General features: G+C 40.6%; 12 protein-coding genes. 5 read left to right on the top strand and 7 right to left on the bottom strand.

The window, feature by feature from the left end; all coding sequences use genetic code 11:
- Positions 1-6: 6 nt before the first annotated feature.
- Both J8M01_RS15945 and J8M01_RS15940 read right to left on the bottom strand, forming a co-directional pair.
- Complete coding sequence (locus tag J8M01_RS15945) at positions 7-966, bottom strand: acetoacetate decarboxylase (protein ID WP_211058645.1); 960 nt, start codon at positions 964-966, stop codon at positions 7-9.
- A gap of 23 nt (positions 967-989) precedes the next feature.
- Positions 990-1,586, bottom strand: a complete 597-nt coding sequence (locus tag J8M01_RS15940; protein WP_192507845.1) for a hypothetical protein — start codon at positions 1,584-1,586, stop codon at positions 990-992.
- A gap of 274 nt (positions 1,587-1,860) precedes the next feature.
- Here J8M01_RS15940 and J8M01_RS15935 point away from each other — a divergent pair, with 274 nt between their 5' ends.
- The gene (locus tag J8M01_RS15935) at positions 1,861-2,727 is read left to right on the top strand and encodes a TIGR02285 family protein (RefSeq protein WP_247671168.1); all 867 of its coding nucleotides are present in this window, start codon (positions 1,861-1,863) and stop codon (positions 2,725-2,727) included.
- A 5-nt stretch (positions 2,728-2,732) separates the two neighbouring features.
- Here J8M01_RS15935 and J8M01_RS15930 read toward each other — a convergent pair whose 3' ends face one another.
- The 4 genes from J8M01_RS15930 to J8M01_RS15915 form a co-directional block, all read right to left on the bottom strand.
- Positions 2,733-3,305, bottom strand: coding sequence for a YceI family protein (locus J8M01_RS15930; protein WP_192507846.1), 573 nt, complete (start codon positions 3,303-3,305; stop codon positions 2,733-2,735).
- A gap of 1 nt (position 3,306) precedes the next feature.
- The gene (locus J8M01_RS15925; RefSeq protein WP_192507847.1) at positions 3,307-3,870 is read right to left on the bottom strand and encodes a cytochrome b; all 564 of its coding nucleotides are present in this window, start codon (positions 3,868-3,870) and stop codon (positions 3,307-3,309) included.
- Between the two features lie 162 nt (positions 3,871-4,032).
- Positions 4,033-5,415, bottom strand: a complete 1,383-nt coding sequence (gene ccoG, locus J8M01_RS15920; RefSeq protein ID WP_210996885.1) for a cytochrome c oxidase accessory protein CcoG — start codon at positions 5,413-5,415, stop codon at positions 4,033-4,035.
- A gap of 145 nt (positions 5,416-5,560) precedes the next feature.
- Positions 5,561-6,988, bottom strand: coding sequence for a sigma 54-interacting transcriptional regulator (locus J8M01_RS15915; RefSeq protein ID WP_211058644.1), 1,428 nt, complete (start codon positions 6,986-6,988; stop codon positions 5,561-5,563).
- Positions 6,989-7,274: 286 nt separating this feature from the next.
- On the opposite strand from J8M01_RS15915, the gene J8M01_RS15910 reads away from it, so the two are divergent.
- From J8M01_RS15910 to J8M01_RS15900, 3 genes are all read left to right on the top strand, one after another.
- Positions 7,275-10,316: an Ig-like domain-containing protein gene (locus J8M01_RS15910; protein WP_211058643.1), complete on the top strand. Its 3,042-nt coding sequence runs from the start codon at positions 7,275-7,277 to the stop codon at positions 10,314-10,316.
- 93 nt (positions 10,317-10,409) lie between these two features.
- Positions 10,410-10,979, top strand: a complete 570-nt coding sequence (locus J8M01_RS15905) for a hypothetical protein (RefSeq protein WP_211058642.1) — start codon at positions 10,410-10,412, stop codon at positions 10,977-10,979.
- Between the two features lie 209 nt (positions 10,980-11,188).
- Complete coding sequence (locus J8M01_RS15900) at positions 11,189-13,894, top strand: TonB-dependent receptor (RefSeq protein ID WP_211058641.1); 2,706 nt, start codon at positions 11,189-11,191, stop codon at positions 13,892-13,894.
- 314 nt (positions 13,895-14,208) lie between these two features.
- Here J8M01_RS15900 and J8M01_RS15895 read toward each other — a convergent pair whose 3' ends face one another.
- Positions 14,209-14,841 (bottom strand): LysE family translocator, encoded by a 633-nt coding sequence (locus tag J8M01_RS15895; RefSeq protein ID WP_247671167.1) that lies wholly within the window; start codon positions 14,839-14,841, stop codon positions 14,209-14,211.
- A 284-nt stretch (positions 14,842-15,125) separates the two neighbouring features.
- Between J8M01_RS15895 and J8M01_RS15890 the strand changes: the two genes are divergently transcribed.
- Positions 15,126-16,970: a S8 family peptidase gene (locus tag J8M01_RS15890; RefSeq protein WP_211058640.1), complete on the top strand. Its 1,845-nt coding sequence runs from the start codon at positions 15,126-15,128 to the stop codon at positions 16,968-16,970.
- The last annotated feature ends 72 nt before the right edge of the window (positions 16,971-17,042 follow it).

Genomic DNA, 17,042 nt, shown 5'->3' with positions numbered 1-17,042 from the left:
AAATGTTTATTGGCGAGACGTTACAATTTCATAAGCACCATCTTGATCAAAATCCATACACACGTAATAAGGCAACATCGCCTGTTGCGCTCCAAGTGCAATACCAAACATTTCGTCAAACGGAAATGCATCTAAACGATTAATCGTTACTTGATACTCATCCTTTAAAAAACCGACTTTATGAATTTTTCTTACGGCTGATGGTGAGTGAACAACGGCCTTGTAAACAGCTTCATTCGCGAACCCATCTGGAAGCTGTTTAAATAAAACCTGATCCATTTGTGGGTTTTTAAAACCAGATAAAAACTGCTTTATCAAATCAGCACTGATACTTACGTCTTCACAACTAGAATGTAATAATTGGGATATTTCATGGCCAATTTCAACCAATTCCTCAAACCATGTGTCATCATCAGCAACCCGTTTAACAGTGAGCAGCTCATGCCAACCCATTTGTGTTTCTGGGGTAAATGGATGGAATGTATCAAGGCTAATTGAGAAATAGTTGGCTTGCTGATGGCTGCTTGGCATTTCATAACGGCATTGATATTTATTGTACCCCCAAGTTTCTCTGCCATTAACCAATGCATTAATATTATTGACCGCAATAAAGGCTGGGTACCAGTAAATATGCGTTACTTTTTGATTGTTTTTTGTGACTTGTGCAACAGGTAACCACACAATAATATCCGTTTCTTGCATCCAACCGTAATTACTAAACGGAGCAACCTTAGAGGCGATATTTTCAATATCAGTAAACGTAAGCAAACAGTATGAAGAAAGGGCTTTAAAATAAAATTCACTGGAAGGGACACTATTTAATGTTGTATTAATGAACTCATTAATTTTTCCGTATGACCCTTCAATAAAAAAGCCGTACATCATCGCGTTTAGCATTCTACAAGGGGGTTTCGCTATCGGGTTCCCAGGAAAGTGTTGATAACGCCCATACAGTGATTCAGTCATTGCCTGATGTCCTTTTTCTCTCGTTATAATGTAACTTCCACTTGATGATTTGCAAGTGAGTCTTGAACGACAACTACTTCTTGGTCGCACAAATTAGTATAGTGAAGATAAGCGTATTTGTTGAAGTTTTGTGAAAGTGCATTCATAAATCCATGACTGTATCTTGTTCGTATACACTGGACACCTGAAACTGTTTTGAGTTGTGAGATCACTGGTGAAATATCAAAATGTGTTTCTTTATGTGGAAAATACAAATCGACATGGCATCGAGGTCGTAAATTTGTGTAGTTCCGAATTTGCCCAGGGTAAAACCCTATCATTTTCTGAACCCGTTTCAATGGGGTCGCCGCTAACGCACGCCATGCAGCAACCGCACCGGCACTGAATCCAATAATAAAATCTGGTTGTTCATGGATCAGTACTTCCTTCACTTTCGACGCATAGCCATCGTGGCCCATTGTCGCTATAAATAAATCATAGGCCTGCTTTTCTGTCTGACCAACTGAGGTTTGAAAATTCGTATAGGGGGAACAAATGATAACTTTAGAATCAAGCTCTTCAGCGAACGCATTAAGATTTGGGGTGTGACCAAAAATGTCACTTACAATAAGCGTAACCATATTATGTACTCTATTTTTTGTGAGTTTATATTTAGAATCTGTTACGCCAACCTCCGATTTTATCGAAAAATATAACTTCAAAGCAACTGACACACTAAACTTATAAACGGTTAATCATTATCAATCCATTAAAACCAAACATATAAGTGTGCTTTCAGCGTAATATAATTAGGTTGGTATAGTTAATCTTAGCAGTGGTTTTTTGTTTGTAAATTTCTTTCCAGGTTTTTATTACAGCAAGTTTACAAAATTACTCATATTCAAAAATTTGTTTTTGCTACACTTATTTTATGTCAAACAGTTTAGTGATGAAGCATTGCGAACAATTGCTATTATAATACTTTGCTGGGTATGCACTACAAATGCCAACACAATCAACTGGATAAAACTTGATTTTGCCCCATATTATATACTTAACGGTGAACTACAAGGCGCCGGGCGAGATGAGCAAATTATTAGCTTATTACAAACTGCGATGCCAAATTACCAATTTGTATCGGACGTTTTACCAGCCAGCAGAGCAATTCACGAGCTTTCAAATCCAAGTAAAACGCGCTGTATAGTGTCATTATATAAAACGAAAAAAAGACAACAATTCATCCAATTTACAGACCATTACTCAACCATTGGCCTCTCACCATCAATATCACTCAGAAAAGATACTATTAAAGCCCTCAACTTAAAACCAGGTCAAAAAGTGTCACTTATTGATTTATTAAAAGAACATAAGCTCACAGTAGGCGTTGCCTTAAATCGATCTTTTGGCAAGAAAATTGATACTATTTTATCGGAGTTGCCGAGCGAACAATTGCTTTTGCGCCCTGGTAAAGACCCGTTAAAAAGCTTAACTTATATGCTTCTAAAACAAAGGCTAGATATCATTATTGGATATCCAAGTGAACACTACCATTTACAAACAACACTTAAAGATAAAGATCAGTTAGCACAGCTTATCATTGCAGAAACCAATGCGATTACACATGGCTATGTTGGTTGTACAAAAAACAGCGCCGGCGCACAGTTAGTATCACACCTCAACATTGCGTTGAAACACCTCTATGCAAACCAGAAGTTCAATGATGTAATGTTAAAATGGCTGCCCAATGAGCTCAAAGCACAACTGAACAGCCATTTACACTAACTCAATTACTTTCGGATCCCTTCAATATATAAACCAAGATCGACATGTGTTGACGCTGGCCCTAGATCATACTCTATCCCATAATCTGCCAGTTTAATTTTTGTGTTCCCTTCAAAACCAGTGCGATATCCCCCCCACGGATCACTCCCCTCTCCTAACTTTTGAATATCGAAGTGAATGGTCTTTGTTACCCCATGTAAAGTGAAATTACCTGTTACCGTGCCCTTCGTTGCATCATTAAACGTAATATCTGTACTTTCAAACTTCGCTTTGGGATATTTACTTACATTTAAGAAATCTTTCCCTCTTAAGTGTTTATCGCGTTCTGCATGATTTGAGTCAATTGAACCAGTATCGATAACAAGTTTTATCGCGGAGTCATTTGGTTTTTTAGCATCATAATTAAATTCGCCTTCAAATTGGTTAAAACGACCGTGTAACCAGCTGTAACCTAAATGCTTAATTTTGAAATTAATGAAAGCATGAGCACCCTTAGTGTCAATCACATAATTTGCTGCACTCGCCATATTGGATGCTAAACAGCTCGCTATAGCACCAACTATAATTAATTTCTTCATATTATTTCTCCGTTTGTGGAATACACATTCTTTTTAATGTTAAATCTTTTAAGATAAAATGATGATATAGCGCAGCCAATGCATGAATAGACACAACACTTATCAATGTCCACGCCACATATAAATGAACTAACCCTGCTATATCACTTTGTTGATCAAATATTTCGCCCATACTCGGCAGCATAAATAAATTAAATACGTCAATGCCCCGCCCATCAGCGGTTGAAATTAAGTAGCCAGAAGCAAACAATACGAACAGAAATAGATACATCGCCACTTGTGCTAAAGATGCTAACCTACTTTGCAGCTTTGCAAATTTTCTATGACTTTCAATTTCGCCAACTTGCGCATTACAATATTTCCATATTAAACGCAGTATAATTAATACAGCCACCAGCACTCCAATCGACTTATGCAACGTTAATGCATCCCTATACCAGGGATCGTAATAACTTAAATCCACCATATATAACCCTAATGCAAACATACCAAGAATAACGAAAGCACTTAGCCAATGAAACACAATGGCTATCCAGCCATAGCTATTTCTTGAATTACGGATCATGAAAACCCTCTAATTAAACTCTAACTGTTGACGTAAGCTTACCGATAATTTTTAGTTATTGATATGCACATAAAAGAAAACCTACTGTGCATAAGCGCACAATTAAAAAACGCGGTACCGAAGTAACCGCGCAAAGTTTTGGGGGGAAGTATTAACTAGAAACTAATTTTTGTAGAAGTAACTGTCTTTCGTAATCGTTATACTGCTATCTTCAAGCGCATCAATCGTAAATTTAATCGCAGTCGACTTTTTCGTTAACTCGTAACCATCGGCAATAACAGTAACTGGCACTAAATCCATTTGCCCGCCTTCAATTGTTATCCGTGTGGGAACTTTTAACTCAGCACTATCCAATCCACTCAAACTAATATGGTAACTCATCGTCTGCTGGGTTTTATTTATAATGCTCAGTGTGTATGGGTTTTCAACTAAACCTTCATAGTTCATCCTATACAATGCATTTCTATCTCTGATCACTGATGCTTCAATTGGCGTGCGATTAAACACCCAAATAACCATCGTAACAAGAAGCAAAGCGGTTAAAGAGGCATAACCTAATAGTTTGAGCCTGAATGGATTGGTGGTTTTACCTTCAGCTTGGTTTTCACTTTGATAACTGATCAAATTCTTCGCATAACCAAACTTATTCATCGTGTCATTACACGCATCAATACATAAACCACAATTAATACACTCGTACTGCAAACCGTTTCTAATATCTATACCGGCCGGACATACGTCAACACACAAATTACAATCTACGCAATCACCCAGCCCTACTTTAGCTGGCTCGTCCTTACGTTTACGAGGTCCTCTGTGTTCTCCTCTGACACTATCGTATGTCACCACTAACGTATCTTTGTCGAACATGACTGATTGGAAGCGTGAATAAGGACATGCCACTGTGCACATTTTTTCCCTCAAAAAACCAGCATTTCCATATGTACAAAATGCAAATAAGAAAACCCAAAAGCTTGTTATTCCCGACCATTGCAGGGTAAACATTTCTGAATAAAGCACTTTTACTGGAATGAAATAAGCCATAAAAGAGGTTGCTGTGAACAATGAGATCGCTAACCATAAACTGTGTTTGATTGCTTTTTTGCGTACTTTCCCAATAGACCAAGCAGATTTATCCAGCTTTATACGTTGATTTCGAGTGCCTTCCGTTTTGTGCTCAACCCATGTAAACAAAAGCATCCATACCGTTTGAGGGCATATGTAACCACACCAGACTCGACCTAACCAATTAGTGACAAAGAATAGCGCAAAAGCCCCTGACATAAATATCCACGCTAAAATCATAAAGTCTTGAGGTAAAAATGTTGCCCCAAATATTCTAAACTGCTGCGTTGCCACATCCAGTAATATGGCTTGCTTTCCATCATATGGAATAAAGGGTATTGCAATAAAAGCAATCATTAACACCCAACTCAAATAACGACGGATCTTTTGAAAAAAACCTTTTTGCTCTCGAATATAGATTGGCCCATCGGTTTTATAGGGCTTAATAATCATATCTTCTTCTTTTATATCAAACTTCATAGTACTTGCTTTACTTTGACAATAGACAGCTTGATATTTGCAAGTTTCAGACCAAACTGAAACTTCAGTAAGTTATTGATATATTTTGAAAATTAAAAATTAACAACACCTAAAGTCGCGATATTTAACACATCATCGCGATATATCACGAATTTCGGGCAATACCCAGCTTTTTCATTTTTGATCTGAGTGTGCTTTCAGGTAAACCTAACTTACTCGCTGCCCCCTTTTCTCCAGCCACACGCCACTCACACAATTTCAATACAGAACAAATGTGAGAACGCTCTGCATCTGCCAGTAATAAACTGCCATTTTGATGAATATTATCATCACTCAATAACGGCTGACTTAAATGCAACAGCCTGTGATTACCCAATATTGCTTCCCGCTCTAATATATTTTGTAACTCTCGAATATTTCCTGGCCAATCATATGCTTGGAGTTTATTAAGTGTTTCTTTCGCAACCCCCTTAAGCTGCTTACCTAAGCGTATATTGAGTTGCGAAATTAAGTTAGCACATAACACCGAAATATCTTCTTTTCGCTCACGTAAAGCAGGAACCTTAATAGGAAAAACATTAAGCCGATAATATAGGTCCATACGGAATGAACCGCTTTCAACCATAGACCATAAATCTCGATTGGTTGCTGCAATGACACGAATATCTACACTTAATGTGACACTTCCTCCTACCCGTTCAAATTCTCGTTCTTGCAATACCCGTAGTAATTTACTTTGTGCCTCTAAGGGTAACTCGCCTATTTCATCTAAGAAAATGGTCCCTTTATCTGCCAATTCAAAACGACCTTTACGTTTATCATTCGCTCCCGTAAACGCACCTTTCTCATGTCCGAATAGCTCAGATTCAAGTAAACTTGGGGTAAAGGCAGCACAATTTACTTTCACAAACGGCATAGACTCACGATTACTTAGTCGGTGCAGATTTCTCGCCACCAGCTCTTTTCCTGTGCCATTCTCTCCTAAAATCAATACATTACTGTCTGTTTTACTAACTAACTTAATTTGCTCAAGCATCTTTTGAAAAACATGGCTACTGCCGACCAAGCCTGAATCTTGCCAATCAGCATTTAGTTCCGATAGTAAGTAGGAGTTCTCATCTTTTAGCTGCTCACTTAAGCACTGTACTTGTGACAAAGCATCACGCAATGCTCGCTCAGTGTCATGCTGCTTAGATACATCGCGAAATATCGCGACTGCTCCAATTAATTCGCCTTCTCTGTAAACCGGTGTAGATGTATATTCCACAGCAAAACAACTTCCGTCTTTTCGCCAAAACACTTCATCTTTAATATGTCGATGCTTTCCATCAAACATTGTGCAATAGATTTGGCATTCATCTGCTGGATATGGTGTACCATCTGCATGACTATGATGGTGATACTGGTGAATTTTCTTTCCCAGCAAGTCGTCAGCAGTCCATCCAGTCATTCTCTCGGCTGCTGGATTAATAAATACGGCGTTTCCTGAAAGATCAAAGCCGTAAATACCTTCTCCCACTGAATTTAATAACAGCTCAGGGTCATTTAAGAATCGTTTGACTACATTTGACATATTACTACCTCGCGAAATATCACGGGTAAACATATCAAAATTAGTTTTATTTAGCGAATCCATCTTTGCAAAAAAGACAGTAAAGCTTTTATCAGAAATAAAGCTCGTATTTTATAAATACAAGCTATTAAAACCGTATCTTTTTAAGGATTAAGACCCCCTATGTAAATAACGCAACGCACTGTTTCATTATTTTTCCGCATTTATGAATCACAGTGTACATAAGTAAATTACCGCAACTGTCGTAACCCGACTAAACTTAATTGCAAAACCAAAAGGTATTACTATGGCGCAGCTGACTTATCCTATTTTTTGCATAATTATTAGCGTATTATTAATATCTTGTGGTGGGGCCTCTAATAGCCCAGCAGGAGACTCGAACGATAGCAGTTCCGTCGTTAAAGTAACGGGTGTGGCTTTATCAACCAACAATGCCACATTGGCTGTAGGCGAAACTGTTGCGTTTCCAGTGACTATTACACCCATTACGGCTACCAATAAAAATATACGCTGGTTGTCTAATAATGTGAGTGTGGCAAACATAGCCAGCACAGGGTTGATAACCGCAATTGCAGAAGGTAGTGCGGTTATCACCGTCACAACCGACGATGGTTCTTTCAGCGCCACAACAACGATAACCGTAGTTGCTGCCACAATCTCAGTAAGCGGAATTGCCCTGTCTTTAGCCGACGCTATTCTAAATATTAATAACACCCTCAGTTTACGCGCATTTGTGGTACCAAGTAATGCGTCAGACCAAAATGTATTCTGGTCCTCAAGTAATATTGCAGTCGCTAATGTAAATAGCCTCGGGTTAGTTACAGCTCATTCTGAAGGTAGTGCGATTATTAGTGTCACCACCAACGATGGCGCCTTTACAGCTCAAAGCAATATCATCGTACCTAAAGTAACAATTCCCGTCACTGGCGTGTCATTAAACACCAATGATACAACATTGGCTATCAACGATACCCTCAGTATGCAAGCCACTATTTCACCAAGCAATGCGTCGAATAAAAGTGTGATCTGGTCTACAAGCGATCCGAGCGTGGCTTCAATTTCAAATGAAGGGCTTGTCACCGCAAATAAAGCAGGCAGTGCGATACTAACAGTGACAACCAATGATAGTGAATTTGTTGCCCACGCGAATCTCGTCGTTGTTGAGCAGATAACACCTGTCACTGGGGTCGCATTATCAACACGCGATGTCACTGTCGCAATCGGTGAATCCGTTGAATTAATTGCAACGGTTTCACCCAGCACCGCCACCAATAAACATGTGTCGTGGTCTTCAAGTCGTTCAATAATTGCCAGCGTAGATAATAATGGTTCTGTCACAGCTAATTCTGTTGGTCGTGCTGTTATTACCGTCAGCACGCAAGACGGTGCTTTCACGGCACAAGCAAATATTGTGGTACCTGCGTCATTTGTCCCAGTGACAGGGGTTTCGCTGACTCTCAGCGATACGACATTAGGCATTAATGATACCTTAACCATTGAGGCGGATATTTCGCCAAATAATGCTTCAAATAAAAGTGTGTTATGGTCTTCGAGTAATACAGCTATCGCCTCAATTACTGCTAACGGAACGCTTGTGGCTCACAAAGAAGGAAGTACGACGATAACAGTCACCACCAATGATGGCGAATTTACCGCGCAAACTCATATCACGGTTACCACTAAAACAATCCCTGTAACCGGCGTGACACTTTCAAACAATGAACTAAATGTATCAACAGGTGAAACTACAACATTAATCGCGACGATATTACCGAGTGTCGCGACCAATAAAAATATCACATGGGCATCGAGCGACCAGATGATTGCAACAGTCTCTAATACAGGGGTAGTCAACGGCATTTCATCTGGTAAAGCGGTTATTACCGTAACTACCAGCAACTCTAGTATCGCTGAGCAAGCGAATATTACAGTCACAGATCCAGTTTCTTTTTCGCTCGGGAGTTCTGCTATGCAGAACGGGGGAATGTTGCCCAACACTTATACCTGCGACGGTGAAGGCATCTCTCCTCCTCTAAATTGGCAAGGAATACCAGACAATACCGTAGAGCTTGCACTGGTTATGCACCATACCGCCATACAAGACGATATTCAGTCACATTGGGTTATGTACAATATAGACAAAGACATTAACGGTGTATCTGCAAATGAAACCCAGGGTAGCCTTGGGGTTAATAATATTAATAACCTCAATGCATACGCAGCACCTTGTTCGCAGGAAACAGGTCTAAAATCTTATAAATTTACACTTTATGCGTTATCAGCTGCACCCGAACTTAGTAATAGCTCACCGGTCGACCGCTCTACGCTACTTAGTGCAATCAGTAACATCACACTGGTGTCAAGTGAACTTTCAGTCAACTACGAACGGGATATACAGACGGATCTAACCCGATGCGAAATGATTCAGCAGTCTGTTGTTAATTCTGGATTTAATAGTAAAGTACATGTGACCTGTGATACTGACCACGCGTATATATCATCTGATACATATCCAACTCATGATTTAATGAATGGTATTACGGGCACCAATGAGCAGATCCCCGTACCAGCAACGAATTATGCGGCTCCGATAAAACTGCTGCCACAACGTGCAAGCAAGTTAACCACTATGGATGCCGCGTTAGGAGTCGCTGTTAACGGTGTGCCCATTTATGATTACTCGAGCGCTGGAGAATTAGATGTATATAATTACGATCCAAGCAAAGACACCGTTGCTACGGGTCAACTTGATAACTGTGGTGGTCATGCTGGTCGAGGAGACGATTACCACTACCACACCGCCCCCACTTGTATGATGAATAGTATTGTAGGTATCACTGATCAAACAATTATTGGATGGGCCTATGATGGTTATCCCCTATATGGTCATAATAACCCTGATGGGAGTGTGATAAGCTCAGGCACTCTAGATGTATGTAACGGACAAAATGATGAGAGTTTTGGGTATCGATATCACACATCTATTCAACCACCTTACATTTTTCAGTGCCTTATTGGCGAAATTAATACCAATATTCTACCTAGAGTTGCCCCACTAAGTGGCCCTAATAGCGCCATAAGAGCAAACCTCACCCCCCCACAAGGGGGTGTTGAAAACCTAACCCATACAATCAGTAACACCGGCAGCCGCACCATGAGTTATACCTATAATGGGCAGCAATATTATGTAACGTATACCCCTTCAAGTACACAAGCCTATTGCTATGATTTTGAGCAGAAAACAGTCAGTAATGGTGGCATAGTTGAAAGTGGTACCTTTTGCCGAGCTCCACAAACTAGGCATATCAACCAAGCAGAGCTTGATTGAAGCGCGGATCTCTGTTTTATGTGATGCTTATATATATCGCCGTGCATCAGTTCCACTAACGTATTATAAAAAACACCTACAACTGAGGTAGCTATGACGAAAAGCGCCACTTTTTATATTAAACACAGTTTTTCAGTGTGGTTATTTTTTTTCATTTTCAGCTATTCGGTGCTGTTTTCCCCCTCTGTGACGACTCATGAATTACACGAAACCAATGCCCGAGTCACGCTCAGAGATGGACACCTTGAGATCCGCATTTGGGTCGATGTAGCACGTTGGACAGCGAAATTACAAAACAGCGAAGCATGGTTATTAGGCGACATCGAACGCATCATGCCGTTAAAATTGAATAAAAAGCAACAAGATACTTTTTTAGGGGAAATCATAACATCACAAACATCACTGATACTTAATAACCAAGCTGTTACGTTAAAACAAGTCTCAATATCACATCCTAAAACCGCACCATCACATCCTAAATTCAAAGAGTTTATCGTAAGCGCTGAACATTCACTCTCATCCATTCATCTGCTAAATATTCGCTTTCCCAAAAGCTTAGGTGTTGTCCATACTAACTTCATTAAGCCCCAATACCAGATGGTGCCCGCAGGGCAAGATGCACAACTCTCATTTTCTCCACGTAAACACAAGGAAAACAAATAAACCTTAACATACTGATTTTATTTTATTTAGTTGTATTTAGAACGGATAAACTCTATCAACAGGTCATATTTTAAGCTCATTATTACTTGTGTATATTGTATTCAATATGTCATATTGCAACTTCACTATCGACACCTAACAAACAAAACGATGTGAAACAAAACAATAAAAAGCAATCTGCATAACAAAACAAGGAATTGGGGCTTACTATGAAAAAACCTGAAATATTTAAACTATCATCGCTCTCTTTAGCCATACTGGCGAGCATGACAACACCGACTATCGCAGCAGAAGACTCGCAAAAAATTGAAAAAATAATGGTTACAGGCTCCCGAATTGCGCGAGCAGAAGTTGAGTCAACATCACCAATCACCGTGGTAAGTAAAGAGGATTTAACGAACCTTGGGATCAGCGATGTCAGCTCTGCTTTAAGGCGTCTTCCTGCACTGACAGGACGAACAGAAAACAATCAAAGTAGCGCAGGCAGCAACAACATTCAAACAGCCACTTTACGTGGTATCGAAGCCACTAATACACTTGTCCTCCTAAACGGCAGACGTCTCGTAGGCTCTGATGAAGACGGCTTAGTTGATCTTTCATCCATCCCTTTTGAAGCTATTCAACAAATTGAAGTATTAAAAGATGGGGCGTCTGCTATTTATGGTTCAGACGCCATTGCGGGCGTAGTTAATATCATCACCAGTCGAGGGTATGAGGGTTTTAAAATCACGGGGCATTATGGTCGTTCATCGCGTGGAGATGCTGACGAGCGAAAAGTCGGCTTTGTGACAGGTATATCTACCGACAAAGCCAGCATCTTAATTGCAGCATCCACAAGTAATAACAACGGATGGGAAGAAAAAGACCGCTACATGACAAAAGATGCGGATCAAAGTTATCTTGGTGGTGGTAATGGTCGCTCTGGAACAGCACCCAATCCAAAATTAACGGGCTTTGGATTAGGTGATGGCACTTGGACCGTGCCCGATGCAGCGAATCCAAGCCAAGCTATCGCATGGGATTACACAAAAGAAGGTTATAACTATCGAGAAGCGCAATCTGGTGCCAACGACAACAAAACAACCAGTGTTTACGCTTTTGTCGATTATCAGCTATCCGACAATGTCACTTTTTTCTCTGAATTGTCATTTCACGATGGATTTGTGCAAGGTAATCAAGCGCCTCCGGGCACTGATACTGGTTGGTATAGTACCAATGTAGATACACCAAATGCCTTTAAACGCTACCCTGATGCTGATGGCAACCACTTTGGTGTTGGTGCGCAGCAAAAATACAACCCGTTTGGCATTGCGGGTAATGTCGCTAAACGCTTTAGTGAATATGGGTCTCGCATATATAAATCAAACAATACGATTCAACGGTACACTTTTGGCCTTCAAGGCATGGTCGCTGAAGACTACGATTGGGAATTAGTATATTCAAGTCAAAGCGCAAAACTAGTTCAAGAAGGAGGCCCGCAGCCTTCATTAATACAAATTGAACGCGCACTGTCGAACGAGTGTGAAACTGCTGCCGACCCTGATTGTGTCGCGCTCAACGTCTTTGGCCCTGAAGGCTCAGTGACTCCACAAATGTTAGATTTTATCAACACGACTGCACCGTCACGAACAAACAAAAATGATCTAAGCTTTATTCAAGCGAGTATTGCAGGCCCTGTAATGCAGCTACCTGCAGGCGAAATGATGTTTTCGGCTGGTGCAGAATATCGCGAAGATCAACTCTCTCTCACCGTTGACCAAGCTCAGCGTACAGCGACATTCGATGTGTCTTGGGGCGGCTCTGTGACACCGGTTGTATCACCAGTCAGAGAAATTACAGAGTATTATATGGAGCTGGCTATTCCCGTTTTTGAAGATCTCAATTTGGAAGCTGCTGTACGATATAGTGATTACAGTGATATAGACCAAACTACCACTAATCCTAAGTTTGGTATTATTTACCAGCCTATAGAATCCTTAAAATTACGCGGAAGTTACAGTACAGGGTTTAGAGCGCCAACCATGGCTGAAATGTATCAAGGCAGAACATCCAGCATCAATACCAATATTTACGACCCATGCAACCCAAATAACGACTCAAACTACGTTAACACCAGTATTGCAGGGTGTGCCAACTTAAACCCCGCGTTCAGCAAAAATGAAATTCAAAGTAATGATATTATCGGCGGTGGAAATCTAGCACTTAAGCCTGAAGAGTCTGACAACATGACCTTAGGGCTTGTTTTAGCGCCGCTAGATGACCTTTCGATTACGCTCGATTACTTTGAGATAGAGCAATCTAACGTTGTATTCTCCAGTTCTCGCTATGTTGTCGATCAATTTGTCAGCGGTAACCCAGAGTTTGCGAATGCTGTTATTCGCAGTAATAATGGCACTGGATATATTCAAACCATTTATTCTTCATCCAACAATATTGCATCACGCAATTTGTCTGGCTTTGATTTAAATATCAATTATCTCTTGGAAAACAACCTTGGTACTTGGCGATTCAACCTAGATGCAACCTATATGAACGAGTTTCAGGTTCAAGATACCAGCGATACCGCATTTCGAGATGTTGTAGGAATGTATGACTCTGCATTTGGCAGTATTCCTGAATATAAAGTAAATACGCAAGTTGACTGGTCTATAGACAACTACCGAATTACTTGGGACGCAACCTATAATTCAAAAATTGAAGCTGCCTCTGACGATATAATGGACTCAACCTTATTCCATAATCTCCAAGCTGGCTATTATGTAGATAATCTCGATGTTGACATTCATTTTGGTGTTCACAACTTATTTGATAAAAACCCGCCATTTTTAAAAGCCAATGGTACATCAACAGATGACAACCTCTATTCGTTTAGAGGCCGCTTTTACTATATGGGCTTCAGCAAAACATTTAACTAACATGACAGAGCCACTTAGTCATAATGAATAAGTGGCTCCGCTGTTGCTTAAGGTGAATGGTTTTATACTATCAACCGACGCGATTGTATTCGTTACCCTCACCTCTGTATTTTTAACTAACCTCAGGTTTGGATAAGGGTTTTGGAATAGGAAATATTGTTGTAAATAAACTTACGTACAATCCAACGATGATATTTTGTTCAATATAAAGGCGCTTTTATGCAGTAATAGCGGGCTATTACAAATGAAAGCAACGCCGAGAGTGAGAAAAATGGCTTTCTTGGGCAAATTCGCTTATCCAGAGCTGAGGTTAACTAGGCTTTAACAGCAACTATGCCACCCGTTGTCACCATAACTGTACCTGCCAACTTATTAATTAGGGATACCCCATTAGGAGCTTTTATCAGCCCTTTCGCCCTTAAAGCCAACCATGCATAGCATAAATTAACACTGCCAAAAGCAACCGTTGCAACGGCCATTATTGATAAAACATCAACGGTATTTACCTGACTGACATTGATAAATGCAGGAAACAGTCCCACATAAAAAACGATCGCCTTTGGGTTACCCAAATTTATCATTAAACCCGTTATCAAGTTTGTGAACAGGGAAGATTCTGGCAACTCATGCGTATCTTGCTCTGTGGGCTTAGACCTTAACAAGTTCCATCCTAGCCATATTAAATACGCAGCACTGGCATATTTAATAAATAAAAAAGCAGTCCCCATCATTTCGGATATCACAGACAAGCCATATAACGCCAGTAATATAAAAATGAAATCACCGCATGTGATCCCAATGATCATCATCAAACCTCGGCTAAACCCAGATGAAAACGTTCTTGCCACAACTGCAAATACCGCTGGCCCCGGTACCAGTGCAACAACTAACATCGCACCAAAAAGCGCGAATAACTCTCCCAATGACATACTCCACTCTCCAATCAAATCACAAACCTATATTTGGCTTGATAATACTTTCCTTAACCCTGGCCATATTCACAACGCTAAACACTGTTACCGCAGTCTCTTGAATGCTAATTTGGCACCAATCGTATCAATGAATAGTACTTACTCAGCTGTACTTTCAGCAAACAGTCTTCGTCCATACTATACCTAAAATCGTTCCAAACAATTAAAAATTACCTCATATTTTCCCGATTTCTGTTATTTCTTAAAATAGTTACCGTTTTTAACTACAACCAATAATAAAACGTAGACAGGAAATTACCATGATCTTAAAAAATAAGCTCAACTTAATTGTGTCCGGGATGATATTAGCGCTTGGTCAAGCCCATGCACAAAACTTCAATAATAATGATGAGAGCTATGACCCCTCTAAACATGTATGGGAATACACCTACCAATTAGCCGAGGGCGATCCGCTCGTATTCCAGCAATGGCACTTACAAAACACAGGGCAAACCGCTGGGGCTGCAAACCCTGGTAAAGCAGGTATTGACCTAAACCTAGATTTTACTCATCGACGCGGTATTTTTGGCCAAGGCATTAACATTGCAATCATAGACGATGGACTTGCAACATATCACCCAGACCTTACTGCAAACGTCACCCAAGGTGACACAGCTAATCCTAACCCATACCTATTCCAATATTTTTCAGCTGGACGAAACCGAGTCGATAACCACGGCACCATGGTGGCTGGTATTGCCGCTGCATCAGCGTTCAATGATAAAGGAGGACGTGGTGTCGCACCTTATGCGACTTTAACCGGTGCAAATTTAATTGGTAACCAAGCAAATGTTCCGAGCTTAGCTTTAGCCATCCGATCGGTTATGGACATGGATGGCGCTGTGCACCCAATGAATAAATTCACTGATGCACGAGTTATTAACCAAAGTATTGGATATACCTTTAGTGATCCGACAATCTACAATACATATCGTGGCTTTTTCGACAATATCTCCAGTGTACAACAAACTGCTGCAACTCAAAGCCACGGTGGGCGCGGTGCTATTTCTATTAAATCTGCGGGGAACGATCACTTCATTGGCGGCCGATGGAGCGACCGTGAAAAAGGTGAGCTGACGTTGGTTTATCCTAATGCTTATGCCTTACCGGCTTATAACACGTCCGTTGCCGACCCTGGTAATGCTAACTTTTGGAATGTCACAGTATCTGCTCTGAATGCCAATGGCACATTAGCGAATTACTCTTCAGGCGGTTCTGCTGTATTACTGGCTGCACCGGCAGGCGAATACGGTGATCATAGCCCTGCAATTGTTACCACTGACTTACCAAAATGGTGTAAAGATCAAGCTCAAAACCAATGTGAATACCCGGTATATACGAATGGCATGAATGGTACGTCAGCCGCAGCGCCAGCCTTGTCAGGAGCCACAGCACTGATCATGTCAGCGAATCACCAATTATCATGGCGTGACGTTAAACACCTTATGATAACGACGGCAACACAAGTACATGCTGATAGTGAAGCCCGTATGATCGCTGATTTCGAGGCTATCCCTAGTTGGCAAGTGAACGGGGCTGGTCTAGCGTTTCATAACGATTACGGTTTCGGCCTAGTCAATGTAGATGCAGCTGTAGAAAAAGCACTGCAAACAGGTCCTATTTTACCTGCATTGAAAATACGAGAATATGATGTTGCGACCACGTCTGACACAACAATTGATGACGATTTTAGTGCCACAGATTCAGTCCATACACAAACAGAAAGCTTAACGATTGAAGGGGTTCAAGTACGTCTCAATCTAGACCACGAACGCCTTGGTGACTTATCTGTTGAACTCATCTCTCCAAGTAACACACGCAGTGTGTTATTGCATGCAGGCACCGACCTTGAAGGGTCTAAGTTTGAAAACACATTACTGCTATCAAACCATTTTTATGGCGAGTCTGCTAAAGGGGATTGGACATTGCGGATTATTGATACCAACGCAAAAGACAGCTGGAGTGAAAGAACGTATGATGTTCCCAGTGGGACATTTATTGATAACTCAATTGTAAATTTGCCACAACGTGCTGATAAATTTCAATCAAACAATACACAACCTGGAAACTTAACCGGCTGGAGTATTCGCTTCTACGGGCACTAAGAGTTCTGTAGCAAGCACATGTGTTAAAACCCTCTTTTAACACACAAAGAATAAGGGATATAAACCGGTTGT

The organism is Pseudoalteromonas sp. MMG005 (assembly GCF_018101015.1).
GTDB lineage: Bacteria > Pseudomonadota > Gammaproteobacteria > Enterobacterales > Alteromonadaceae > Pseudoalteromonas > Pseudoalteromonas aurantia.
The sequence above is the reverse complement of the archived record's forward strand: the minus strand, read 5'-3'. Positions and strand labels throughout refer to the sequence as shown.

What these genes read in the sequence shown, in the direction of transcription:
- J8M01_RS15945 (WP_211058645.1), bottom strand. Translation starts at nt 966, where the DNA reads ATGACTGAATCACTGTATGGGCGTTATCAACACTTTCCTGGGAACCCG.
- J8M01_RS15940 (WP_192507845.1), bottom strand. Translation starts at nt 1,586, where the DNA reads ATGGTTACGCTTATTGTAAGTGACATTTTTGGTCACACCCCAAATCTT.
- J8M01_RS15930 (WP_192507846.1), bottom strand. Translation starts at nt 3,305, where the DNA reads ATGAAGAAATTAATTATAGTTGGTGCTATAGCGAGCTGTTTAGCATCC.
- J8M01_RS15925 (WP_192507847.1), bottom strand. Translation starts at nt 3,870, where the DNA reads ATGATCCGTAATTCAAGAAATAGCTATGGCTGGATAGCCATTGTGTTT.
- ccoG (WP_210996885.1), bottom strand. Translation starts at nt 5,415, where the DNA reads ATGAAGTTTGATATAAAAGAAGAAGATATGATTATTAAGCCCTATAAA.
- J8M01_RS15915 (WP_211058644.1), bottom strand. Translation starts at nt 6,988, where the DNA reads ATGTCAAATGTAGTCAAACGATTCTTAAATGACCCTGAGCTGTTATTA.
- J8M01_RS15910 (WP_211058643.1), top strand. Translation starts at nt 7,275, where the DNA reads ATGGCGCAGCTGACTTATCCTATTTTTTGCATAATTATTAGCGTATTA.
- J8M01_RS15905 (WP_211058642.1), top strand. Translation starts at nt 10,410, where the DNA reads ATGACGAAAAGCGCCACTTTTTATATTAAACACAGTTTTTCAGTGTGG.
- J8M01_RS15900 (WP_211058641.1), top strand. Translation starts at nt 11,189, where the DNA reads ATGAAAAAACCTGAAATATTTAAACTATCATCGCTCTCTTTAGCCATA.
- J8M01_RS15890 (WP_211058640.1), top strand. Translation starts at nt 15,126, where the DNA reads ATGATCTTAAAAAATAAGCTCAACTTAATTGTGTCCGGGATGATATTA.